The 22,796-nt window shown below is 52.4% G+C and carries 19 protein-coding genes and 1 pseudogene; 14 read left to right on the top strand and 6 right to left on the bottom strand.

The genetic code is table 11. From position 1 onward, the window contains the following. The first annotated feature begins 127 nt into the window (after window positions 1–127). Entirely contained in the window at window positions 128–1,264 is a 1,137-nt protein-coding gene (locus LG384_RS01410; RefSeq protein WP_225760359.1) for a slipin family protein, read from the top strand. Window positions 1,265–1,369: 105 nt separating this feature from the next. Here the strand turns inward: LG384_RS01410 and lysC are convergent, their stop codons facing one another. Further along, a complete protein-coding gene (gene lysC, locus LG384_RS01415; protein ID WP_200012932.1) occupies window positions 1,370–2,719 on the bottom strand; it encodes a lysine-sensitive aspartokinase 3 in 1,350 nt (449 codons plus the stop codon). A 310-nt stretch (window positions 2,720–3,029) separates the two neighbouring features. Here lysC and pgi point away from each other — a divergent pair, with 310 nt between their 5' ends. The 6 genes from pgi to psiE all read left to right on the top strand — a co-directional run bounded on the left by pgi (window position 3,030) and on the right by psiE (window position 9,452). Further along, the gene (pgi, locus tag LG384_RS01420) at window positions 3,030–4,676 is read left to right on the top strand and encodes a glucose-6-phosphate isomerase (RefSeq protein WP_045438468.1); all 1,647 of its coding nucleotides are present in this window, start codon (window positions 3,030–3,032) and stop codon (window positions 4,674–4,676) included. A 373-nt stretch (window positions 4,677–5,049) separates the two neighbouring features. Further along, complete coding sequence (yjbE, locus tag LG384_RS01425) at window positions 5,050–5,292, top strand: exopolysaccharide production protein YjbE (RefSeq protein WP_045438470.1); 243 nt, start codon at window positions 5,050–5,052, stop codon at window positions 5,290–5,292. Between the two features lie 122 nt (window positions 5,293–5,414). Next, entirely contained in the window at window positions 5,415–6,053 is a 639-nt protein-coding gene (locus LG384_RS01430) for a YjbF family lipoprotein (RefSeq protein WP_200012931.1), read from the top strand. Then, window positions 6,050–6,787, top strand: a complete 738-nt coding sequence (locus LG384_RS01435) for a capsule biosynthesis GfcC family protein (protein WP_048222463.1) — start codon at window positions 6,050–6,052, stop codon at window positions 6,785–6,787. The genes LG384_RS01430 and LG384_RS01435 overlap by 4 nt, the downstream gene beginning before the upstream one ends. After that, window positions 6,787–8,883, top strand: coding sequence for a YjbH domain-containing protein (locus tag LG384_RS01440; protein ID WP_225760488.1), 2,097 nt, complete (start codon window positions 6,787–6,789; stop codon window positions 8,881–8,883). The genes LG384_RS01435 and LG384_RS01440 overlap by 1 nt, the downstream gene beginning before the upstream one ends. A gap of 158 nt (window positions 8,884–9,041) precedes the next feature. Then, window positions 9,042–9,452 (top strand): phosphate-starvation-inducible protein PsiE, encoded by a 411-nt coding sequence (gene psiE / locus LG384_RS01445; RefSeq protein ID WP_003031674.1) that lies wholly within the window; start codon window positions 9,042–9,044, stop codon window positions 9,450–9,452. 111 nt (window positions 9,453–9,563) lie between these two features. Here psiE and malG read toward each other — a convergent pair whose 3' ends face one another. The 4 genes and pseudogenes from malG to malE all read right to left on the bottom strand — a co-directional run bounded on the left by malG (window position 9,564) and on the right by malE (window position 13,333). Continuing rightward, entirely contained in the window at window positions 9,564–10,454 is an 891-nt protein-coding gene (malG, locus tag LG384_RS01450) for a maltose ABC transporter permease MalG (RefSeq protein WP_045438481.1), read from the bottom strand. A 14-nt stretch (window positions 10,455–10,468) separates the two neighbouring features. Next, window positions 10,469–12,013, bottom strand: coding sequence for a maltose ABC transporter permease MalF (gene malF / locus LG384_RS01455; RefSeq protein ID WP_045438484.1), 1,545 nt, complete (start codon window positions 12,011–12,013; stop codon window positions 10,469–10,471). Between the two features lie 11 nt (window positions 12,014–12,024). Further along, window positions 12,025–12,132, bottom strand: a pseudogene (locus LG384_RS23325) (hypothetical protein); the annotation flags it as partial. 10 nt (window positions 12,133–12,142) lie between these two features. Further along, complete coding sequence (malE, locus tag LG384_RS01460) at window positions 12,143–13,333, bottom strand: maltose/maltodextrin ABC transporter substrate-binding protein MalE (protein WP_045438487.1); 1,191 nt, start codon at window positions 13,331–13,333, stop codon at window positions 12,143–12,145. Between the two features lie 360 nt (window positions 13,334–13,693). Between malE and malK the strand changes: the two genes are divergently transcribed. The 5 genes from malK (at window position 13,694) to ubiA (ending at window position 18,965) form a co-directional block, all read left to right on the top strand. Further along, window positions 13,694–14,803 carry a maltose/maltodextrin ABC transporter ATP-binding protein MalK gene (malK, locus tag LG384_RS01465; protein WP_045438493.1) on the top strand — a complete coding sequence of 370 codons (1,110 nt, stop codon included), beginning with the start codon at window positions 13,694–13,696 and terminating at the stop codon, window positions 14,801–14,803. 176 nt (window positions 14,804–14,979) lie between these two features. Next, window positions 14,980–16,338, top strand: coding sequence for a maltoporin (locus LG384_RS01470; RefSeq protein WP_045438497.1), 1,359 nt, complete (start codon window positions 14,980–14,982; stop codon window positions 16,336–16,338). A gap of 113 nt (window positions 16,339–16,451) precedes the next feature. Then, window positions 16,452–17,402 carry a maltose operon protein MalM gene (gene malM / locus LG384_RS01475; RefSeq protein ID WP_045438502.1) on the top strand — a complete coding sequence of 317 codons (951 nt, stop codon included), beginning with the start codon at window positions 16,452–16,454 and terminating at the stop codon, window positions 17,400–17,402. A 180-nt stretch (window positions 17,403–17,582) separates the two neighbouring features. Then, the gene (gene ubiC, locus LG384_RS01480) at window positions 17,583–18,080 is read left to right on the top strand and encodes a chorismate lyase (RefSeq protein ID WP_045438508.1); all 498 of its coding nucleotides are present in this window, start codon (window positions 17,583–17,585) and stop codon (window positions 18,078–18,080) included. A 12-nt stretch (window positions 18,081–18,092) separates the two neighbouring features. Continuing rightward, a complete protein-coding gene (ubiA, locus tag LG384_RS01485) occupies window positions 18,093–18,965 on the top strand; it encodes a 4-hydroxybenzoate octaprenyltransferase (RefSeq protein WP_045438512.1) in 873 nt (290 codons plus the stop codon). 57 nt (window positions 18,966–19,022) lie between these two features. Here the strand turns inward: ubiA and plsB are convergent, their stop codons facing one another. After that, window positions 19,023–21,443 carry a glycerol-3-phosphate 1-O-acyltransferase PlsB gene (plsB, locus tag LG384_RS01490; protein ID WP_225760360.1) on the bottom strand — a complete coding sequence of 807 codons (2,421 nt, stop codon included), beginning with the start codon at window positions 21,441–21,443 and terminating at the stop codon, window positions 19,023–19,025. A 171-nt stretch (window positions 21,444–21,614) separates the two neighbouring features. On the opposite strand from plsB, the gene LG384_RS01495 reads away from it, so the two are divergent. Both LG384_RS01495 and lexA read left to right on the top strand, forming a co-directional pair. After that, window positions 21,615–21,983 carry a diacylglycerol kinase gene (locus LG384_RS01495; protein ID WP_045438520.1) on the top strand — a complete coding sequence of 123 codons (369 nt, stop codon included), beginning with the start codon at window positions 21,615–21,617 and terminating at the stop codon, window positions 21,981–21,983. Window positions 21,984–22,092: 109 nt separating this feature from the next. Then, window positions 22,093–22,701, top strand: a complete 609-nt coding sequence (gene lexA, locus LG384_RS01500; RefSeq protein ID WP_045438524.1) for a transcriptional repressor LexA — start codon at window positions 22,093–22,095, stop codon at window positions 22,699–22,701. The last annotated feature ends 95 nt before the right edge of the window (window positions 22,702–22,796 follow it).

Raw genomic sequence — 22,796 nt, forward strand, 5'->3', positions numbered from 1 at the left:
CGGGTTTCGCGTAGTAAGCGGACCCAAAACAGGCTGCCGGTAACGATGCCGTGTGGCAGGCAAAAGGGAATTCCCCTGTCGCTTCGCCTCTGCACCCGCGCCTGGTTCACTCATTAAGGAATAAAAAATGGCTAAGAAAATCACAATTAAAAAAGGTCAGTTAGGTCTTTTATCCCGTAAGGGGGATTACTATCAGGTGCTGGAAACAGGCGAACACCGTTTGCCGTGGCTTAACCCACCGGAAGTGCTGATCGTTAACATGGATGGTAGTGAAGTGCCCGAAGCGTTGGCGGAGTATCTGCGCCGCTTCCAGTCATCATGGGTTGATCAGTATTGCCTTGCGGCTGATTTAACCGATACCGAAGCGGCAGCGCTGTATGCCAACGGTATTCTGCAAGAAATTTTGCCGCCCTCGACACGCCGTTTGTACTGGCGGGCTGACGACGCGCTGCAGCTGGTACGCATGGATACGCGTCAGGTTCTGGTGCCAACAGAGGTTATGAATGCGGTGTTACAACCGCGACGCAATGGTGCGGTAAAGGGACGCGAAGCGATCTTAGCGGTACAGATTCCGGCGTGGCACGTTGGTGTGCTGAAAATTGACGGTGAAACGCAGGCATTGTTATCGCCAGGCCTGACCGCGTACTGGAAAGTGAATCATCTGGTTGAAGCCGAAGTGGTTGATACCCGCTTGCAGGTACTGGAAGTTGGCGGGCAGGAGATCCTGACCAAAGATAAGGTCAACCTGCGTCTGAATATGGCCGCTAACTGGCGCTATAGCGACGTATTACAGGCTTTTGGTCAGCTCACCAAACCGGTGGATCATCTCTATCGCGAACTGCAGTTTGCGCTGCGTGAAGCGGTGGGTACTCGAACTCTGGATGAACTGCTGGAAGATAAGCAGATTATCGACGAAATCGTGAGTACGCAGGTGAAGAGCCGTATGACGCCGTTTGGTATCGAGGTCGCTTCGTTGGGCGTAAAAGATATTGTGCTGCCGGGAGATATGAAGGCCATATTGTCCCAACTGGTTGAAGCTGAGAAATCGGCGCAGGCTAACGTGATTCGTCGTCGGGAAGAGACTGCTGCGACGCGTTCGCTGTTGAATACGGCGAAAGTTATGGAAAACAACCCGGTTGCATTGCGTTTAAAAGAGCTGGAAACCCTCGAAAGAGTGGCTGAGCGTATCGATAAAATCTCGGTATTCGGTGGACTGGACCAGGTTCTGCACGGTCTGGTGAATATAAAAGGACAGGAACTATAAACGTTAACGGAGTGTACGGCCCGATGATGTTTACACCTGTCGGGCCGTGCACCCATACCGTAAGCCGGATAAGACGATTCACCGCCATCCGGTCTACGGACGTTGTCACTCAAACAGATTATGGTGCAGCTTCTGCACAACCTGCTCAGCTTCAGTACCGGGAACGAGGAAGCACAGGTTATGGCTGGATGCACCATAGCAAATCATGCGAATGTTGAACGGCTCCAGCACGCCAAACACCTCTTTACCCACGCCACAGGCTTTAGACAGGTCGTTACCAATCAGCGCCACCAGTGCGAGACCTTCTTCTACTTCTACCCGGCACAGTGCAGACAGTTCCATGAGCAGAGTCTGTGTCAGCAATGTATCTCCGGTGGAAGTGGAACCTGTGGTGTCCAGGGTTAGCGCCACGCTGACTTCTGAGGTGGTAATCAAATCCACCGAGATATTATGACGTGCCAGAATGCCGAACACTTCCGCTAAAAATCCACGAGAGTGCAGCATATTCAGGCTATGCAGCGTGAGCAGCGTTTGCTTACGACGCAGCGCCAGTGCGCGAAATAGCGGTGGATTCTGGGTTTTATTACACACCAGCGTGCCGCCCGCTTTTGGATCTTTGCTGGAGCCAACAAACACCGGAATATCGCTACGTACGGCGGGTAACAGGGTCGCCGGATGCAACACTTTCGCGCCGAAGGTTGCCATCTCAGCAGCCTCTTCAAAGGCGATTTCATCAATACGTTTAGCGGCTGGAACTACGCGTGGATCGGTTGTGTAGATGCCGGGAACATCGGTCCAGATATCAACGCGCGTTGCGTGCAACGCTTCTGCCAGCAAGGCTGCCGTATAGTCGCTGCCGCCACGTCCCAGCGTGGTGGTGCGGCCTTTGCTTTCGCTACCGATAAAACCCTGGGTAATAACCAGACCTTCATCCAGACGCGGGGCCAGCTGTAGCGTCGCCAGTTCAGCCAGCGCCGCAACATCCGGCTCTGCGCGGCCAAAACGATCGTTGGTTCGCATCACTTTGCGCACATCAAACCACTGCGCCTGCACGTTACGCTCACGCAGGATCTCGACAAACAGCAGGGTAGACATCAGTTCACCGTGGCTGACCAGTTCGTCAGTCAGTGCGGTTGAGGTGGCCAGTGAAGCGGCTTCTGCCAGCGTGGTGATGTTTTCCAGCAGGCGTTCTATCTCTTCGCGGATCACGTTCGGATAGCGCAGGCGTTCCAGGATATCGAACTGAATTTGACGAATGGAATCGAGCTTCTCGAAGCGTTCGGTTGGCTCCAGTCCTTCTGCCAGTGCGACCAGCAGATTGGTAATGCCCGCCGAAGCGGAAAGTACCACTAAACGGACGTTAGCATCGGAAAGTACCACATCCGCGCTGCGATTCATGGCGTCAAAATCCGCCACGCTGGTACCGCCAAACTTGGAGACAACTAGATTTGTCATAACGACCTCGTGTCAGGGAATGAAAAAAGCGACCATGGCACAAAGGCAGAACGGAAACCGGTGCAGGCGCAAATGCAAATACCGTATTTATAAATAAAATGTGTAGCCTGTACTGTCAACGCTGGGATTATGCGGATTTTTCATGCTGCGTTAGCGATGAGTAACAGCGCTTATAACAGCTATACTTTTGCTGCTTTTCATCCTCGATTCATACAGGCCAGTGCAATGGCATTAAAACAATCACACTTTTCTGTGACTGGCGTTACAATCGATCTCAGTCACAATTCTCAAAATCAGAAGAGTATTGCTAATGAAAAACATCAATCCAACGCAGACCTCAGCCTGGCAGGCACTACAAAAACACTTTGAAGAGATGAAAGACGTTACAATCGCGGACCTGTTCGCGAAAGATAGCGATCGCTTCACTAAATTTTCCGCGACGTTTGACGATCTGATGCTGGTGGATTTCTCCAAAAACCGCATCACTGAAGAGACGTTGGCCAAACTGCAGGATCTGGCGAAAGAGACCGATCTCGCAGGTGCTATCAAATCCATGTTCTCCGGTGAAAAGATCAACCGCACCGAGGACCGTGCGGTGCTGCACGTAGCGCTGCGCAACCGTAGCAATACGCCAATCATTGTTGACGGCAAAGATGTGATGCCGGAAGTGAACGCGGTGCTGGAGAAGATGAAATCCTTCTCTGAAGCGATTATCTCCGGCAGTTGGAAAGGCTACACTGGTAAGGCAATCACTGATGTGGTGAACATTGGTATCGGCGGCTCTGACCTTGGCCCGTTCATGGTGACCGAAGCGCTGCGTCCGTACAAAAATCACCTGAATATGCACTTTGTGTCTAACGTTGACGGCACGCATATTGCCGAAGTGCTGAAGAAAGTGAACCCGGAAACCACGCTGTTCCTGGTCGCGTCTAAAACCTTCACTACTCAGGAAACCATGACCAACGCCCACAGCGCGCGCGACTGGTTCCTGGCGACCGCAGGCGACAACAAGCACGTTGCCAAACACTTCGCGGCACTGTCCACCAACGGCAAAGCGGTTGGCGAGTTCGGTATTGATACCGCCAACATGTTCGAGTTCTGGGACTGGGTCGGTGGACGCTATTCCCTGTGGTCAGCAATCGGCCTGTCTATCATCCTGTCCGTGGGCTACGACAATTTCGTTGAGCTGCTGTCCGGTGCGCACGCAATGGATAAGCATTTCTCCACCACGCCTGCAGAGAAAAACCTGCCGGTGCTGTTGGCGCTGATCGGTATCTGGTACAACAATTTCTTTGGTGCTGAAACCGAAGCGATCCTGCCGTATGACCAGTATATGCACCGTTTCGCGGCCTACTTCCAGCAGGGCAATATGGAATCCAACGGTAAATACGTTGACCGTAACGGCAACGCGGTGGATTACCAGACTGGCCCAATCATCTGGGGTGAGCCGGGCACTAACGGTCAGCACGCGTTCTATCAGTTGATTCATCAGGGCACCAAAATGGTTCCTTGTGACTTTATCGCTCCGGCGATTACCCACAACCCGCTGTCGGATCACCATCCGAAGCTGCTGTCCAACTTCTTCGCTCAGACTGAAGCGCTGGCGTTTGGTAAATCTCGCGAAGTGGTTGAGCAGGAATATCGTGACCAGGGTAAAGATCCGGCTCAGCTCGAGCACGTTGTGCCGTTTAAAGTGTTTGAAGGCAACCGTCCGACTAACTCCATTCTGCTGCGTGAAATTACCCCGTTCAGTCTGGGCGCGCTGATTGCACTGTATGAGCATAAAATCTTTACTCAGGGCGCAATCCTCAACATCTTCACCTTCGACCAGTGGGGCGTGGAGCTGGGCAAACAACTGGCAAACCGCATTCTGCCAGAGCTGAACGATGATAAAGAAATCAACAGCCACGACTGCTCGACTAACGGTTTGATTAACCGTTATAAGTCCTGGCGTTAATCTGCGTCTTCCTTTGAACCGCAGCAATAATGAAATTAAAAAGCCGATATTATTATCGGCTTTTTTTATAAGATAATTCCCTTTCTCTTGAACCTTATGTGAAAATTTAATTGAGCTTAATCCTAAAATAATTTTATTACTTTAATGTTTGCTCGATGATTTTCAGAGTTTACGGATATTGTATTTTTATATAATTATTTTAACTAACTGATTTATATTTGTTTATATATTAAAAGTTATTATTAGTACGTTCTTTTTTCTAATTATCCTAAATTCCCGCGTGCCGTAATTCGCATACTTCGGTTGTGTATACTCGATCTCGCCCGAAATTCTTTTGGGTAAATCTCCATTCATACAATGAAGGGAATTTGTGATGAAAAAAGTTCTGTATGGCCTTTTGGCTATATCTGCGCTTGCGGCGACTTCTGTCCATGCCGCCCCCGTCCAGGTGGGGGAGGCTGCAGGGTCAGCTGCCGCGTCGGTTTCGGCAGGAAGTTCCTCCGCAACCAGCGTGAGCACCGTAAGTTCTGCGGTGGGGGTCGCCCTGGCGGCAACCGGTGGTGGAGATGGCTCTAATACCGGAACCACAACCACCACGACCACCAGTACCCAGTAATCGCGGTACGTTTAACCATAACCACACTTCGGTGTGGTTATTTTGGATTGCCGTAAGCCTGCGGGACTTATCGGCCTGCCGGGTAAGCATAGCGCCACCCGGCAATAATGCGGAGAAGCGTCGTGAAGCGACCAGCGCTCATATTGGTTTGCCTGTTACTGCAGGCGTGTTCTGCCTCAACTGAGGGGCTGGGACATTCGCTGTGGAATAGCGTGTTCGGTACACCTGGCGTACAGATGACGGACGATGATATCCAAAACATGCCCTATGCCAGCCAGTATATGCAGCTCAATGACGGCCCTCAGCTGTTTGTGGTGCTCGCTTTCGCAGAAAACGACCAGCAGAAATGGGTGACGCAGGATCAGGCCGTTCTCGTGACACAGCACGGACGTCTGGTGAAAACATGGCTCGGCGGAGACAACCTGATCGAGGTGAATAATCTGGCGGCAGACCCGCTTATCAAGCCAAACCAGATCGTCGATGGTGTCACCTGGAGCCGTACGATGGGCTGGACCGAGCATAAGCAGGTGCGCTACGCCACCGCCCGCTCGGTCTTCAAATGGGATGGCACTGACAGTATCAGGGTTGCCAGCGATGAAACCTCGGTTCGCGTGCTGGATGAAGAGGTGACGACCGATCAGGCCCGTTGGCATAACCGCTACTGGATCGATAGCGACGGGCTGATTCGTCAGTCGAAACAGTACCTGGGCGCAAATTACTTCCCGGTGAAAACCACGCTGATTAAGGCGGCAAAATCATGATGAAACGGACTATTACAGCGCTCCTCGTCAGCCTGAGCGTGTCATCTGTTTTTGCAGCAGGCACTGTCAAAGTGATGACGACAGGCAACACGGAGGCGAAAACGCTGGCCGATGTGGAGCACCTGATCGATCTGGTGGGACAACCGAAACTGGCAAATAGCTGGTGGCCAGCGGCGATCATCAGTGAAGAACAGGCGACCATTACAGCGCAGCGCCAACAACAGGTGCTGTTAGGACGTTTAGCGGCGCTGAGTTCAGAGGAAAGTGGTGACGCCGCTGCCGCCATCAACACGTTACATCAGCAAGTGCAGGTGCTGAAGGTTACCGGCAGACAGCGGATTAATCTCGATCCGGACGTTGTGCGGGTAAGTGACGGCGGTAACCCGCCATTACAGGGCAACTACACGCTTTGGGTCGGGCCAGAGCCAACAGAAATTACGTTGTTTGGGCTGGTAAGTCGCCCGGGGAAGCAGCCGTTTGTGGCCGGGCGTGATGTTGCCAGCTATCTCGATGGGCAAAGTTTGCTCAGTGGTGCCGATCGCAGTTATGCGTGGGTGGTCTATCCCGACGGACGTACACAGAAAGCGCCAGTCGCTTACTGGAACAAACGCCACGTAGAGCTGATGCCCGGCAGCACCCTTTTTGTCGGACTCGCCGATGCCGTCTGGAGTACAGCCCCGGATGAAATCAATGCCGACATCCTTCGCACTCTGACCCAGCGGATACCCGAATGATGAGAAAAACTTATCTGCTCAGCTTATTGGCGCTGGGTGTAAGCGTGGCGTGCCACGGTGAAACTTTCCCGGCGCCTGTTGGCCCTTCTCAGTCAGACTTTGGCGGCGTGGGGCTGCTGCAAACCCCGACCGCACGGATGGCGCGTGAAGGGGAAATGAGCCTCAACTATCGTGATAACGATCAGTACCGCTACTACTCCGCGTCTGTGCAGCTTTTTCCCTGGCTGGAAACCACACTGCGCTACACCGATGTGCGTACTAAAAAATACAGCAGTGTTGAGTCGTTTTCTGGCGATCAAACATACAAGGATAAGGCTTTCGACCTCAAATTACGGCTGTGGGAAGAGAGTTACTGGATGCCGCAGGTGGCGGTTGGTGCGCGGGATATCGGCGGGACTGGCCTGTTTGATGCGGAATACATTGTGGCGAATAAAGCCTGGGGTCCTTTTGATTTCTCGCTCGGCCTTGGCTGGGGATATCTGGGAACCAGCGGCAATGTGAGTAATCCGCTGTGTTCGTACAGCGATAAATTCTGTTATCGCGATAACAGCTATAAACAGGCCGGATCTATCGATGGCAGCCAGATGTTCCACGGTCCGGCATCGTTGTTTGGCGGCGTGGAATACCAGACACCCTGGCAGCCATTGCGTCTGAAACTGGAGTATGAAGGGAACAATTACCAGCAGGATTTTGCGGGTAAGCTGGAGCAGAAGAGTAAGTTTAACGTCGGCGCCATTTACCGCGTCACCGATTGGGCCGACGTTAACCTCAGCTACGAACGCGGCAATACCTTTATGTTTGGGGTCACGTTGCGTACCAACTTCAACGATCTGCGGCCCAGCTATAACGACAATGCCCGACCGAAATATCAGCCGCAGCCGCAGGATGCCATCCTGCAACATTCGGTAGTGGCGAATCAGTTAACGTTGCTGAAATACAACGCCGGGCTGGCGGATCCGAAGATTCAGGTGAAGGGCGAGACACTTTACGTCACCGGCGAACAGGTGAAGTACCGTGACTCTCGTGAAGGGATCGAACGAGCGAATCGGATCGTGATGAACGATCTTCCGGAAGGGATCCGCACGATCCGCGTAACAGAAAATCGCTTGAATTTACCGCAGGTGACGACCGAAATGGATGTATCAAGCCTGAAGAACCATCTGCAAGGGGAACCGTTGGGACATGAAACTTCGCTGGTGCAAAACCGCGTCGAACCCGTTGTTCCACAAACTGTCGAGCAGGGCTGGTATATCGATAAGTCACGCTTCGATTTTCATATCGATCCGGTGCTTAATCAGTCGGTTGGCGGCCCGGAAAACTTCTATATGTATCAGTTGGGTGTTATGGGGACGGCGGATCTGTGGGTCACGGATCACCTGCTCACTACTGGCAGTCTGTTTGCCAATCTTGCCAATAACTACGACAAGTTTAATTACACTAATCCGCCGCAGGATTCGCATTTGCCGCGGGTTCGTACCCACGTACGTGACTATGTGCAGAACGACGTGTATGTGAATAATCTCCAGGCTAACTACTTCCAGTCTCTTGGTCATGGGTTTTACGGACAGGTTTACGGCGGCTATCTGGAGACCATGTACGGCGGCGCGGGGGCTGAAGTGCTGTACCGCCCGCTGGATGGTAATTGGGCGTTTGGTATTGACGCCAACTACGTGAAACAACGTGACTGGCGCAGTGCGCAGGACATGATGAAATTCACCGACTACAGCGTGAAGACCGGGCATCTGACGGCCTACTGGAATCCTTCGTTCGCCCAGGATGTGCTGGTGAAAGCCAGTGTCGGGCAGTATCTGGCTGGAGATAAAGGTGGGACGCTGGAGATTGCTAAACGCTTCGACAGCGGTGTCGTGGTGGGCGGCTATGCGACCATCACCGATGCATCACCAGATGAGTACGGGGAAGGGGATTTTACCAAAGGCGTGTATGTTTCTGTGCCGCTGGATCTCTTCTCCACCGGCCCAACCCGCAGTCGTGCGGCGATCGGCTGGACACCGTTGACGCGTGACGGAGGCCAGCAGCTTGGACGTAAGTTTGGTCTGTACGATATGACCAGCGACAAGAGTGAGAAATTTCGCTGATGTGAGCGTTGTTTGCCCGGTGGCGCTACGCGCATCGGGCAAGCAGCAGGCCAGATAAGGTGCTTACGATCCCTGAATAAAAAACAAACAAAAAATATAGATCTCTGTCACATTTTTGCGTTATACAGGAACTTCGCCACAGAGTAAGAGGTGCTGTTATGACGTCACTATCTCGTCCACGTGTTGAGTTTATCTCCACGATTTTACAGACCGTCCTGAATCTAGGACTGCTCAGTCTGGGCCTGATTCTGGTCGTATTTCTTGGGAAAGAGACGCTGCATCTGGCAGACGTTCTGTTCGCGCCGGAACAAACCAGCAAGTATGAGCTGGTGGAAGGGCTGGTGGTGTATTTTCTCTACTTTGAATTTATCGCACTGATTGTGAAGTACTTTCAGTCAGGTTTTCACTTTCCACTACGCTACTTTGTCTATATCGGGATCACTGCGATTGTGCGCCTGATCATTGTCGATCATAAAGCGCCAATGGATGTATTGATCTATTCTGCGGCGATCTTGTTGTTGGTGATTACGCTGTGGCTGTGTAATTCCAAGCGGCTGAAGCGAGAGTAAAAAAATGGCGCTCCGTAGAGCGCCGAAAAACAGTCACAGGTTGGGATAACATAAGTTGAGGGTTGCAGTGGCATTGCACTGCCCGTTGCCGGGCAGGTACTTCGATGAAACTTAGCCTTTCACACCACCCGCCGTCAGACCGTTGACCAGCCAGCGCTGTGCCAGCAGGAAAACCAGGGTGATCGGAATGGCGGAAAGAACGGCGGCGGCGGCAAAGTCGCCCCACAAATAGTTCTGTGGATTGAGGTACTGCTGCATACCTACCGCCAGGGTGTAGCTGTTCACATCACGCAGTAGCAGTGAAGCGACCGGAACTTCAGTAATTGCGGCGATAAACGACAGAATAAACACCACCGCCAGAATCGGTACCGAAAGTGGTAATAGCACCAGACGGAATGCCTGCCATGGTGTTGCGCCATCCAGCGCCGCCGCTTCTTCCAGCGAACCATCAATCGTTTCAAAGTAGCCTTTAATCGTCCATACATGCAGGGCGATACCGCCGAGGTAGGCGAAGATCACGCCACCGTGAGTGTTCAGACCGATAAACGGAATGTACTGTCCGAGGCGGTCAAACAAGGCATACAACGCCACCAGTGACAGAACCGCCGGGAACATCTGGAAAATTAGCATCCCTTTCAGCAACGTGGCTTTACCCGGAAAGCGCATACGGGCAAAGGCGTAGGCGCAGGTAGTGGAGAGTGCCACGATGCCGATGGCGGTAATTCCGGCGATTTTCACTGAGTTCCACAGCCACAACAGAACCGGGAAGGGAGGCGGTGTGACACGGCCGTCAGCATGTTCAACGCTGAAACCCAATGCCAGCCGCCAGTGTTCCCAGGATATATTTTCCGGGATCAGGCTCCCGGTAGCAAAGTTACCTTCGCGCAATGAAATCGCGATAACCATCAGCAGCGGGAACATAATTGCCGCGATGAAAATCAGCAAGCCTAAGTGCGTCGCGAAGAGGCGCATTTTTTGAGATTTGGGTTGGACCATAGCCATGTTCAATGCCCTCCTTAGTCAAACTTCATTCGTGTGGCTTTCAGGTTCACTATCGCCAGTACACCTACCAGCAGGAAAATCAGCGTCGCAATCGCTGCTGCCAGACCGAAGTCCTGACCGCCGCCGCCTTCAAAGGCGATACGATAGGTGTAACTTACGAGCAGGTCGGTATAACCTGCTGGCGTGGTGGTACCAAGACGGTCCGGGCCACCGTTAGTCAACAGTTGGATCAGCACGAAGTTGTTAAAGTTAAAGGCAAAACTGGCGATCATCAGCGGCGTCAGCGGCTTAATCAGCAGCGGCAACGTAATCTTAAAGAAGTTCTGGAACGGGCCCGCGCCATCCATCGCAGAAGCCTCATACAGATCGTCAGGAATCGCCTTCAGCAGACCCATGCACAGGATCATCATGTACGGATAGCCCAGCCAGGTGTTGACGATAATAATCATCGAACGCGCTGTGGTTGGGTCACTGAACCAGGCCGGTTTGATGCCAAACAGTGCGCTTAGCATCATGTTGATTTCACCGAAGCTCTGGTTGAACAGCCCTTTGAAAATCAGAATCGAGATAAACGACGGTACGGCATAAGGCAGAATCAACAGTACGCGGTAAATCGCTTTACCTTTTAGTGATTCCCATTGCACCAGGCAAGCCAGAACCATACCCACGGCAACGGTCAGGATCACGGTCAGGACCGAGAAAACGACTGTCCAGACAAAGATAGCGAAGAACGGTTTCTGGATCCCTTCATCGGTAAATACGCGGGTGAAGTTCTCCCAGCCGATGGTGACGGTATAGCCGGGACTGAGTTTTTCAGTGCCCCAGTTCCCGTCAGCCGTGACCGACTGGTAATAACCGATATCGTTGTTTGCACGGTATTTTACGCCGCTCTGGTTGTTGGTGAGCGTCCCGTCATCCGCCAGGGAGTAGAGTGGCTGCGTGCCAGAGAACTGACGCAGCGAGCTCATAATCACTTTGCTTTCATCGGGCAGTATAGCCGTCAGTTGAGTCAGCGCCTGGCGATTTTGCGTGATGATGCGCAGCGTCGCGCGTTCACCTGTTGGCAGCGTATCGGTTTCTTTCAGTTGCAGTTTTTGCTCGCCGCCAAATTTAAAGGCATCGGAGACATAGTTCTTACCCGTCTCTCCATCGGTGAGGGCCAGTTGCCACTCCGTGCCCGCTGGATACAGACCAAAGTTGTAGGTTTTACCCGCCTGATAAGAACGGTCCATCAGGACTTGCTGGGCGCGTTCAAAGGTCAGTTGGTTGGTACTGCTGTAGTTGGTAAAGGCAATGGCAATGGTGCAAATGAGCGGAAACAGAACAAACAGCCCCATGCCAGCAACACCAGGATAAACATAGCGCCAGGCATAAGTTTTACGGTTAGCAAAAATATACAGACCCGCAGAGCTTAAAATCAGCGTCATGATGGCAAAAAGGTACTCCCCCTGGGCGTACATCAAAACAACAAGGTAACCCACCAGCAGACCAAGCAGACCTATCACTGACCATTTCAGCGTGTCGCTTTGCCACCAGTATTTCTTTTTAATGACATCCATGGGGATCTTCCTCAACAACGGTGAAACTTCCTGGCCGGAGATGTGCCGGATGGCGGCATAAATGCCTTATCAGGCCTACAATCCTCCGTAGGCCTGATAAGCGAAGCGCCATCAGGCACATCGACAGCACTACTTGGTGATACGACCTTGCGCGTCTTTCAGTGCTGCATCGACAGTCTGACGGCCACTGGCGGCGTTGATTACAGCGGTACGAACGGCATACCAGAATGCAGACATCTGCGGAATGTTCGGCATGATTTCGCCTTTCTGGGCGTTATCCATGGTGGCAGCAATACGCGGATCTTTCGCTAATTGCTCCTGGAAGGATTTCAGCGCAACGGCGCCCAGCGGTTTGTCCTTGTTCACTTCATCCAGACCCTGATCGGTCAGCAGGTAGTTTTCGAGGAACTCTTTTGCCAGTTCTTTGTTCGGACTGGCGGCGTTAATACCGGCACTGAGTACACCAACAAATGGTTTAGAGGCTTTGCCTTTGAAGGTTGGCAGCAGCGTTACGCCGTAGTTAATTTTGCTCTTGTCGATGTTCGACCATGCCCACGGACCGTTAATCGTCATTGCCGTTTCACCTTTGTTAAAGGCCGCTTCGGCGATGGAGTAGTCGGTATCCGCGTTCATGTGTTTGTTCTTAATCAGGTCAACCAGGAAAGTGAGGCCTGCTTTCGCGCCAGCGCTGTCTACGCCAACGTCTTTGACGTCGTATTTGCCGTTTTCAAATTTGAATGCGTAACCGCCGTCGGCAGCAATCAGCGGCCAGGTGAAGTACGGCTCTTGCAGGTTGAACATCAGGGCGGATTTACCTTTCGCCTTCAGCTCTTTATCCAGCGCAGGGATCTCTTCCCAGGTTTTCGGCGCTTGAGGAACGAGGTCTTTGTTGTAAATCAGAGACAGCGCTTCAACGGCGATTGGGTAGGCGATCAGTTTGCCGTTATAACGCACTGCATCCCAGGTGAACGGATAGAGCTTGTCCTGGAACGCTTTGTCTGGGGTGATCTCAGCCAGCAGACCAGATTGTGCGTAGCCACCAAAGCGGTCATGCGCCCAGAAGATAATGTCCGGGCCGTCGCCGGTCGCTGCAACCTGCGGGAATTTTTCTTCCAGTTTGTCCGGATGCTCAATAGTGACTTTGATGCCGGTGTCTTTCTCGAATTTTTTACCCACTTCAGCGAGGCCGTTATAGCCTTTATCGCCGTTGATCCAGATAACCAGCTTACCTTCTTCAATCTTGGCGAGAGCCGAGGCGGAAAACATCATCGTCGTCAGTGCGGACAATGCGAGGATGCGTGCGCCAGTTTTGATTTTCATAGTTCCCATCCTGTTTGGTGATTTTTCAGAGGTGGCTTAACGGTTACTAGTTTCTTTATACGACAACCTCTTTCCATCCTCCTTACCCCTACGCCCCACCCATTCTTTATGTGATCTGTGTTGCATAAATGTGAGTAATGCGTGCTGGCGCACATAAAAACCCACTGATTTTTGCAGGCGCCATCACGAAATTCCTCCACGGAGTACAGCCAGGGTCTCAGACACTGCTCTCTCATCCTCCCGCCTCCTCCCCCATAAAAAAGCTGGGGGGTGGAGGATTCCCGCCATTAATGAATAACGCATAGTCAGTCCATCATGAATGTTGCTGTCGATGACAGGTTGTAACGAAGGGAGAAGGGCATGGCGAGCGTACAGTTGCGAAATGTAACGAAAGCCTGGGGTGACGTGGTGGTATCGAAAGATATCAATCTCGACATTCACGAAGGGGAGTTCGTGGTGTTTGTCGGACCGTCAGGCTGCGGTAAGTCGACTTTGCTGCGTATGATCGCCGGGCTTGAGACTATCACCAGTGGAGATCTGTATATCGGGGAAACCCGGATGAACGATATCCCGCCCGCCGAACGCGGTGTGGGAATGGTCTTCCAGTCCTATGCGCTCTATCCCCATTTATCCGTCGCAGAAAACATGTCGTTTGGTCTCAAGCTGGCGGGTGCCAAAAAAGAGGTAATGAATCAGCGCGTTAATCAGGTGGCTGAAGTTCTGCAACTGGCACACCTGCTGGAGCGTAAACCAAAAGCGCTTTCTGGTGGACAGCGTCAGCGTGTGGCGATTGGTCGTACGCTGGTGGCAGAGCCGCGCGTATTCCTGCTTGACGAACCGCTTTCCAACCTTGATGCCGCGCTGCGCGTGCAGATGCGTATAGAAATCTCCCGCCTGCATAAACGTCTTGGCCGCACGATGATTTACGTCACCCACGACCAGGTCGAAGCGATGACCCTGGCAGACAAAATTGTGGTGCTGGATGCTGGTCGCGTTGCTCAGGTGGGCAAACCACTGGAGCTGTATCACTACCCGGCTGACCGCTTTGTCGCGGGCTTTATTGGTTCGCCGAAGATGAACTTTCTGCCGGTGAAAGTCACGGGGACGGCAATCGATCAGGTCCAGGTAGAGTTGCCTAACCGCCAGCAAATCTGGCTACCGGTCGATAGCGCACACGTTCAGGTTGGCGCCAACATGTCTTTAGGTATTCGCCCGGAACATCTGCTGCCCAGCGAAATTGCTGATGTCACTCTCGAGGGTGAAGTACAGGTCGTCGAGCAGCTTGGTCACGAAACACAAATTCATATCCAGATCCCCGCCATCCGTCAAAACCTGGTTTACCGCCAGAACGACGTGGTGTTGGTAGAAGAGGGTGCCACATTCGCTATCGGTCTGCCGCCAGAGCGTTGCCATCTGTTCCGTGAGGATGGCACTGCATGTCGTCGGTTGCACCAAGAGCCGGGCGTTTAAGGTCCCCATAAAAAAAACGAAACGCAAAGCCATTCGAGGCTGCATCGAGGCTGCAAGTGAATGAATCCCGGGAGCGTACAAAAAGTACGTGACCGGGGTGAAAGAACGCAGCCAACAAAGAGGCAGCCCGAAGGGGACGCGTTTAAAGAAAAGCAATGATCTCAGGAGATAGAACGATGATTACTCTGCGCAAACTCCCTCTGGCGGTTGCTGTAGCAGCAGGCATTATGTCTGTTCAGGCAATGGCTGTAGATTTTCATGGTTATGCTCGTTCCGGTATCGGCTGGACGGGTAGTGGCGGCGAACAACAATGTTTCCAGGCTACTGGTGCTCAAAGTAAATACCGTCTCGGTAACGAATGTGAAACCTATGCGGAACTGAAACTGGGCCAGGAAGTATGGAAAGAAGGTGATAAGAGCTTCTATTTCGACACTAACGTCGCCTACTCCGTAGCACAGCAGAATGACTGGGAAGGAACAGATCCGGCATTCCGTGAAGCAAACGTGCAGGGTAAAAACCTGATTGAATGGCTGCCAGGTTCTACGATCTGGGCCGGTAAGCGCTTCTATCAGCGTCATGATGTTCACATGATCGACTTCTACTACTGGGATATCTCGGGTCCTGGTGCCGGTATTGAAAACATCGATCTGGGCTTCGGTAAACTGGCTCTGGCAGCAACCCGTTCTCAGGAAGCGGGCGGCTCTTACGCGTTCAGCAGCCAGAATATTTATGATCGTACCAAAGATACCGCCAACGACGTGTTCGATGTGCGTTTAGCGCAGATGGCCATTAACCCGGACGGTATGCTGGAACTGGGCGTTGACTATGGTCGCGCAAATACAACAGATGACTACAGCCTGGCAGACGGTGCATCAAAAGATGGCTGGATGTTCACCGCTGAACATACCCAGAGCATGTTGAAAGGCTATAACAAGTTTGTCGTTCAGTATGCGACAGACTCCATGACCACTCAGGGTAAAGGCCTGAACCAGGGCTCTTACGGTTCTTCTACCACTACTATTGAAGACCCTGTTACTGGCGTTAAGACAAACTTCGCTAACAACGTCGTCAATAACAACGGTAGCCTGGTGCGTGTCCTGGATCACGGTGCGATTTCCCTGGGCGACAAGTGGGACCTGATGTACGTCGGTATGTACCAGAATCTCGATATGGATAACGACCTGGGTACCGAATGGTACACCGTCGGTATTCGTCCGATGTACAAATGGACGCCAATCATGAGCACCCTGATGGAAGTCGGTTACGACAACGTCAAATCCCAACAGACCGGCGATCGTAACAGCCAGTACAAAATCACCCTGGCGCAACAGTGGCAGGCAGGCGACAGCATCTGGTCTCGTCCGGCAATCCGCGTCTTCGCAACCTACGCAAAATGGGATGAAGAGTGGGGCTACGTCAAAAATGGTAACGACGTAACCAAATTCGCTGCGGCGACTAATTCCGGTATCAGCACCACCAGCCGTGGCGACAGTGACGAGTGGTCCTTCGGTGCCCAGATGGAAATCTGGTGGTAATCCAGCATTAATCTGACGTCATGACCGAAAGAGGGGCGTAAGCCCCTCTTGATTACGGTTTAGCGCGCTATTGCCTGGCCACCGCTGAACCCATGCTATCTGAGGTGATAACAATGAAAATGAAGAAAAGTCTCGTTGCCCTTTGTTTATCTGCAGGTTTATTTGCAAGTGCTCCTGGCATCAGCCTGGCCGATGTGAATTTTGTGCCGCAAAATACCACCGCTGCGCCTGCTATCCCCACTGCTGCACTGCAACAGTTAACCTGGACACCTGTTGATCAATCGAATACGCAGTCTACTCAGCTCTCTACTGGTGGTCAGCGTCTGGACGTTGCCGGGATTACCGGCCCGGTCGCCGCCTATAGCGTCCCGGCAAATATTGGTGAATTGACCCTGACGCTGTCCAGTGAAGTGAACAAACAAACCAGTGTATTTGCACCAAACGTATTGATTCTTGATCAGAACATGACGCCATCTGCGTTCTTCCCCAGCAGCTATTTCACCTATCAGGAGCCCGGCGTGATGAGTGCCGATCGTCTGGAAGGAGTCATGCGTCTGACGCCTGCGCTGGGCCAGCAGAAGCTCTATGTGCTGGTATTTACAACAGAAAAAGATCTTCAGCAGACCACAACTCTGCTTGACCCGGCGAAAGCGTATGCCAAGGGTGTGGGTAACTCCATTCCGGATATTCCAGACCCGATCGCCCGTCATACCACCGATGGCCTGTTGAAACTGAAAGTCAAAACCAGCTCTTCTTCCAGCGTATTGGTCGGGCCGCTGTTTGGCTCCTCCGGTCCGGGGCCGGTGACGGTTGGGAATACTGCCGCGCCAGCAGCGGCTTATGCAGCTCCAGCTCCGGCTGCTGTAGCGACCGCCGCTCCAGCGCCTGCGAAGAAAAGTGAACCGATGTTGAATGACACGGAAAGCTACTTTAATAAAGCGATTAAAGATGCGGTAGCGAAAGGTGATGTTGATAAAGCGCTGAAGCTGCTTGATGAAGCTGAACGTTTGGGGTCCACATCTGCCCGTTCCACCTTTATCAGTAGTGTAAAAGGCAAGGGGTAACCATCTCCCCACATTGCTGATTTTGCAACAACTGGTGCGTCTCCTGGCGCACCTTTTTTTATCGTGCAATGCGATTTGTTACACTAATGTTGATTAGCCGATCACTTAATCACGTTTGCTCACCCTGTAATGCCTTTTCTGCGATACAATGCCATCACGTTATAAATCGGAGAGTAAGGCATGCCACACCCTGCGTTAACGCAACTGCGTGCGCTGCGTTATTTTGATGCGATCCCCGCGCTTGACCCTCAACTGCTTGACTGGTTGTTACTGGAAGACTCCATGACCAAACGCTTTGAGCAGGAGGGAAAACAGGTCACCGTAACGTTGATACGAGAAGGATTTGTTGGGCAAAATGAGGTGGCTGAAGAACTGACGCTGCTGCCGAGCGAATCCCGTTATTGGTTGCGTGAAATTCTGTTATGTGCGGATGGTGAACCCTGGCTTGCCGGGCGCACCGTGGTGCCTGAATCAACTCTGTGTGGTCCTGAGCTGGCCTTACAAAATCTGGGGAAAACCCCGCTCGGGCGCTACCTGTTTACATCATCGACATTGACCCGAGATTTTATTGAGATAGGTCGCGATGCAGCGCTGTGGGGGCGTCGTTCCCGCCTGCGGCTGAGCGGTAAGCCGCTGATGCTTACCGAGCTTTTTTTACCTGCATCGCCGTTGTACTGAGAGGAAGAAAAAATGGAGTGGAGTCTGACGCAGAATAAGCTACTGGCGTTTCACCGCTTGATGCGTACGGATAAGCCAATCGGCGCCTTACTGCTGCTCTGGCCGACCCTGTGGGCGCTGTGGGTGGCGACCCCTGGGGTACCGCAATTATGGATCCTGGCGGTTTTCGTCGCTGGCGTTTGGTTAATGCGCGCCGCCGGATGCGTGGTGAATGATTATGCTGACCGCAAATTTGACGGGCATGTCAAACGCACCGCGAACCGGCCGCTGCCAAGTGGTGCGGTGACAGAGAAAGAAGCCCGAACGTTGTTTGTGGTACTGGTGTTGCTTGCGTTCCTGCTGGTACTGACGCTAAACACGATGACAATTTTGTTGTCTGTCGCTGCGTTAGCACTGGCGTGGGTATATCCCTTCATGAAGCGCTATACCCATTTGCCACAGGTGGTTCTGGGCGCTGCATTTGGCTGGTCTATCCCAATGGCGTTCGCTGCCGTGAGCGAATCTGTTCCGCTGAGTTGCTGGCTGATGTTCCTTGCCAATATTCTCTGGGCGGTAGCGTATGATACACAGTACGCGATGGTTGACCGGGATGATGACCTGAAGATTGGTATTAAATCGACCGCGATCCTGTTCGGCCAAAACGATAAGCTGATTATTGGTATTCTGCAGGTTGGCGTACTGGTATTGATGGCGTTGATTGGCTGGCTGAACGGGCTGGGTCTGGGCTATTACTGGTCTCTGCTGGTGGCGGGCGCGCTGTTTGTGTATCAGCAGAAATTGATCGTCAATCGCGAACGGGATGCCTGTTTTAAAGCGTTTATGAATAACAACTATGTCGGTCTGGTGCTGTTTTTGGGGCTGGCAATGAGTTACTGGCACCTTTGATTTTAGGTGAGGCGACAAAAGAAAAACCGGTCATTTTTTCGACCGGTTTTTTTATGCTTACTCGCCCTGCGTTGCGCTCTCGATGGTCAGACGTACATCGGACGTGACCAGTTCGGCCAGCATCTGATAGATCTTCATCGTTTCTTCCGGCTCGGCATCACCGGTATCGCTGATGTATCCCTCGTCACGCAGAGTCAGCACCAGAGAGCTGAACACCGCCTTATCGAAGAATTCAGGGGCGTTAATACCGTGCAGTACGGAAAGACGCTGAGCCACGGTACGGCTCTCTTTCTCCAGTGTGCTGCGGTTGATGGATGGGTTTGCACTCAGCAGCCAGAAGGTAATGGCATAGCGTTGCAGGGTTTCACGAGCACCTGCCGCCAGCAACTGTAGCGTGCGGGAGTGTGCCGGATTGATATGCAGCTCATCGTTCTGCATGGTGATTAAACCCTGACGCTGCATTTCGCTGGCCAGTGCGTCGATCACTCCTGCAAGCTCGTCACGTTCCCAGCGCAGGAACAGCTCAGCTTTCAGCATCGGGTACAGTGCTTCAATATGCTGCTGTAGTGCCTCACGTGAAATACGACGATGCTGAGTCACAATCGCCGCCATCAATGAAGGCAGAACCAGCATGTGCGCAATGTTGTTGCGGTAGTAAGTCATCAGTACAGCCTGCTCGCGCGGCAGAATGATGATGTCGCCGATGGTATCTTTCTCGACCTCAAACTTGTTCATCTGCAAAGCGTGGTCGATCAGTTCACTGGCGCTTTGCGCGGGAACCGTCGAATCCGCAGCATACGGCACGTTGCGCAGCAAGCTCAGGTAGCAATCAAGTTGTTCGGTTAACTGCTCACGGGTCAGAGATCGCTGGCGGGATGCCAGTAGCGCGGTACAACACAGGTTCATGGCGTTGGCCGCGCCTGCGTTGTTAATACGAACCATCAGATCGGCGGCGATGTTATTCACTGTCGGCGTCAGCCAGGCCGGGCGAATAGACTCGATAGGATCGATAGATTCGCGCCATTCCGGAACATGTTGGTTCAGGTAAGTCATCAATGGCATCGGTTCGCCAAAGTTAACGTAGCCCTGGCCCAGGTTACGCAGCTTGCTTAAGCCGCGCAGCATTTGTGGCAGGCTCTCTTTCTCTTTCGTCGCACCACGCAGCTCTTTTGCGTATGTTCCCACTTCCATCACATGCTCGTAGCCAATGTAGATAGGCACCAGCGTGATCGGACGCGTACCGCCGCGCAGCATCGCCTGAATGGTCATGGACAGCGTGCCGGTTTTCGGGTCGAGCAGACGGCCTGTACGTGAGCGCCCACCTTCGACAAAGTACTCAACCGAGTAGCCACGGCTGAACAGTTCGCCCAGGTATTCGCGGAATACGGTGGAGTAAAGTTTATTGCCCTTAAAGGTGCGGCGAATAAAGAATGCACCCAGACGGCGGAAGATCGGGCCTGCCGGCCAGAAGTTCAGGTTGATTCCAGCGGCAATGTGTGGAGGAACCAGGCCCTGGTGATACAGAACGTACGACAGCAGCATGTAGTCCATATGGCTGCGATGGCATGGCACATAGACGATTTCATGTCCGTCGTGCGCCAACTGGCGCACACGTTCTGCATTATGAACGTTAATCCCCTGGTACAGCCGGTTCCATGTGAACCCCAGAATACGGTCCGTCAGGCGGATCATCTCATAGGAGAAGTTTGCGGCAATTTCTTCCATCAGCGCGATGGCATTTTGCTGCGCTTTTTCGTGGGATATTTTTTTACTGCGTGCTTCATCTTCTACCGCGCGGGCGATAGCTTTTGAGGCCAACAGCTTATTAAACAGATCCTGGCGGGCAGGAAGACGCGGACCAACTGCAGCTAAACGTTGGCGGGCAAAGTGCATACGCGCCACGCGCGCCAGTTTCTGTGCAATGGTTTTATCTGTGCCGTGTTCGTCAGCCATGCGACGCAGGGACACCGACGGGGAGAAGCGAACAAAACTGTCGCGACCCAGCCACGAAACGGCAAAGAATTTCTGTACGCCATTCAGCATGCGCAGAGGCGGATTCACTTCGCCTTTTTCGCGTCCGGGAGCGCGGCCAAACATCACCGATACCGGCACCATCTGCACATCCAGGTCAGGATTGCTGCGATGAAGGTCGAGATAGTTATGGAACAGCTTGATAGACTCTTCTTTAGGCGTGTAATAAGTGAAGACACGCGGGCCGCCGTGAATAAACACGTAGCGCGGCAGGAGAGTCCCGTCGATTTCCAACGGCTCCAGGGGGTCGGGGAGATCGTGAACCAGGCATTGAGCGCGCAGCGTTAGCAAGTCCGCTTTTGAGTTGTACGGCAAGACGTACATAATGGGACGCGAAGTGTCGAGCCCCAATTCCGGAGCAGGATCCGCCGGAATAGACTTGCTTTTTACCAGCACACTTAATGGTAAATTCAGTAATTTGTAGTAAATTCTTGGCCAGCCGGACATAAACGATGTAAAGCCTCTGGTTAATAATGCAAATGCGCTGCAAGGATATCAGAAAGTTTAGTGAATTTCTGGTGTATCCCGTCATACTTCGCGCTGCTTTGCATCAGCCCTGAAGTAAATAGGGTAACGGTACAATGACATTGACGCTAATAATGTAAAAAGGTTCTTTTGATGGCTAATAATACCACTGGGTTCACTCGAATTATCAAGGCAGCAGGCTATTCGTGGAAAGGTTTTCGTGCCGCATGGATTAATGAAGCGGCGTTTCGCCAGGAAAGTGTTGCCGTACTGCTGGGCGTCGCGATTGCTTGCTGGCTGGATGTTGATGCGATTACCCGTGTGCTGCTGATTGGCTCGGTGATGCTGGTGATGATTGTTGAAATTCTTAATAGCGCTATTGAGGCGGTGGTCGACCGTATCGGCTCTGAGTATCACGAACTCTCTGGCCGGGCGAAAGATATGGGATCGGCGGCGGTACTACTTTCTATTTTTGTAGCCTTGATCACCTGGGGCATCCTGTTGTGGTCGCATTTTCGATAAGCATTCCACAACTTCATAAATCTCCTGTTTTTTGTGCAGTTTGCGGTTCCAAAATCGCCTTTAGCTGTATATACTCACAGCATAACTGTATATACACCCAGGGGGCGGAATGAAAGCGTTAACGGCCAGGCAGCAAGAGGTGTTTGATCTCATTCGGGATCACATCAGCCAGACAGGTATGCCACCGACGCGTGCGGAGATCGCGCAGCGTTTGGGGTTCCGTTCCCCAAACGCAGCTGAAGAACACCTTAAAGCGCTGGCACGTAAAGGTGTGCTGGAAATTGTTTCTGGCGCATCGCGTGGAATTCGTCTGTTGCAGGAAGAAGAAGAGGGATTACCACTTGTCGGCCGTGTTGCGGCGGGTGAGCCTCTTCTGGCACAGCAGCATATTGAAGGCCATTATCAGGTTGATCCTTCACTGTTTAAACCCAGTGCCGATTTTTTACTGCGCGTCAGCGGAATGTCGATGAAAGATATCGGGATTATGGACGGTGATTTACTGGCCGTACATAAAACTCAGGACGTGCGTAATGGCCAGGTGGTTGTTGCACGCATTGACGATGAAGTTACGGTTAAGCGCCTGAAAAAACAGGGCAACAAGGTCGAACTTCTGCCAGAAAACAGCGAATTCAAGCCTATCGTAGTTGACCTGCGCGAGCAAAACTTCACTATTGAAGGGCTGGCGGTCGGCGTCATTCGTAACGGTGAGTGGCTGTAATTAAGTAGGCCGGATAAGGCGTTTACGCCGTCATCCGGCATCACTCTGGTCCGGTAGCGCCACGCTTACCGGGTCTACGAAAAACAATATTATCC

The sequence above is a fragment of the Citrobacter sp. Marseille-Q3906 genome (genome assembly GCF_916618775.1).
In the GTDB taxonomy this organism is placed as follows: domain Bacteria; phylum Pseudomonadota; class Gammaproteobacteria; order Enterobacterales; family Enterobacteriaceae; genus Citrobacter; species Citrobacter murliniae.

What these genes read in the sequence shown, in the direction of transcription:
- LG384_RS01470 (WP_045438497.1), top strand. Translation starts at nt 14,980, where the DNA reads ATGATTACTCTGCGCAAACTCCCTCTGGCGGTTGCTGTAGCAGCAGGC.
- LG384_RS01440 (WP_225760488.1), top strand. Translation starts at nt 6,787, where the DNA reads ATGAGAAAAACTTATCTGCTCAGCTTATTGGCGCTGGGTGTAAGCGTG.
- pgi (WP_045438468.1), top strand. Translation starts at nt 3,030, where the DNA reads ATGAAAAACATCAATCCAACGCAGACCTCAGCCTGGCAGGCACTACAA.
- ubiC (WP_045438508.1), top strand. Translation starts at nt 17,583, where the DNA reads ATGCCACACCCTGCGTTAACGCAACTGCGTGCGCTGCGTTATTTTGAT.
- yjbE (WP_045438470.1), top strand. Translation starts at nt 5,050, where the DNA reads ATGAAAAAAGTTCTGTATGGCCTTTTGGCTATATCTGCGCTTGCGGCG.
- lexA (WP_045438524.1), top strand. Translation starts at nt 22,093, where the DNA reads ATGAAAGCGTTAACGGCCAGGCAGCAAGAGGTGTTTGATCTCATTCGG.
- malF (WP_045438484.1), bottom strand. Translation starts at nt 12,013, where the DNA reads ATGGATGTCATTAAAAAGAAATACTGGTGGCAAAGCGACACGCTGAAA.
- psiE (WP_003031674.1), top strand. Translation starts at nt 9,042, where the DNA reads ATGACGTCACTATCTCGTCCACGTGTTGAGTTTATCTCCACGATTTTA.
- malK (WP_045438493.1), top strand. Translation starts at nt 13,694, where the DNA reads ATGGCGAGCGTACAGTTGCGAAATGTAACGAAAGCCTGGGGTGACGTG.
- malE (WP_045438487.1), bottom strand. Translation starts at nt 13,333, where the DNA reads ATGAAAATCAAAACTGGCGCACGCATCCTCGCATTGTCCGCACTGACG.
- malM (WP_045438502.1), top strand. Translation starts at nt 16,452, where the DNA reads ATGAAAATGAAGAAAAGTCTCGTTGCCCTTTGTTTATCTGCAGGTTTA.
- lysC (WP_200012932.1), bottom strand. Translation starts at nt 2,719, where the DNA reads ATGACAAATCTAGTTGTCTCCAAGTTTGGCGGTACCAGCGTGGCGGAT.
- plsB (WP_225760360.1), bottom strand. Translation starts at nt 21,443, where the DNA reads ATGTCCGGCTGGCCAAGAATTTACTACAAATTACTGAATTTACCATTA.
- LG384_RS01410 (WP_225760359.1), top strand. Translation starts at nt 128, where the DNA reads ATGGCTAAGAAAATCACAATTAAAAAAGGTCAGTTAGGTCTTTTATCC.
- ubiA (WP_045438512.1), top strand. Translation starts at nt 18,093, where the DNA reads ATGGAGTGGAGTCTGACGCAGAATAAGCTACTGGCGTTTCACCGCTTG.
- LG384_RS01435 (WP_048222463.1), top strand. Translation starts at nt 6,050, where the DNA reads ATGATGAAACGGACTATTACAGCGCTCCTCGTCAGCCTGAGCGTGTCA.
- malG (WP_045438481.1), bottom strand. Translation starts at nt 10,454, where the DNA reads ATGGCTATGGTCCAACCCAAATCTCAAAAAATGCGCCTCTTCGCGACG.
- LG384_RS01495 (WP_045438520.1), top strand. Translation starts at nt 21,615, where the DNA reads ATGGCTAATAATACCACTGGGTTCACTCGAATTATCAAGGCAGCAGGC.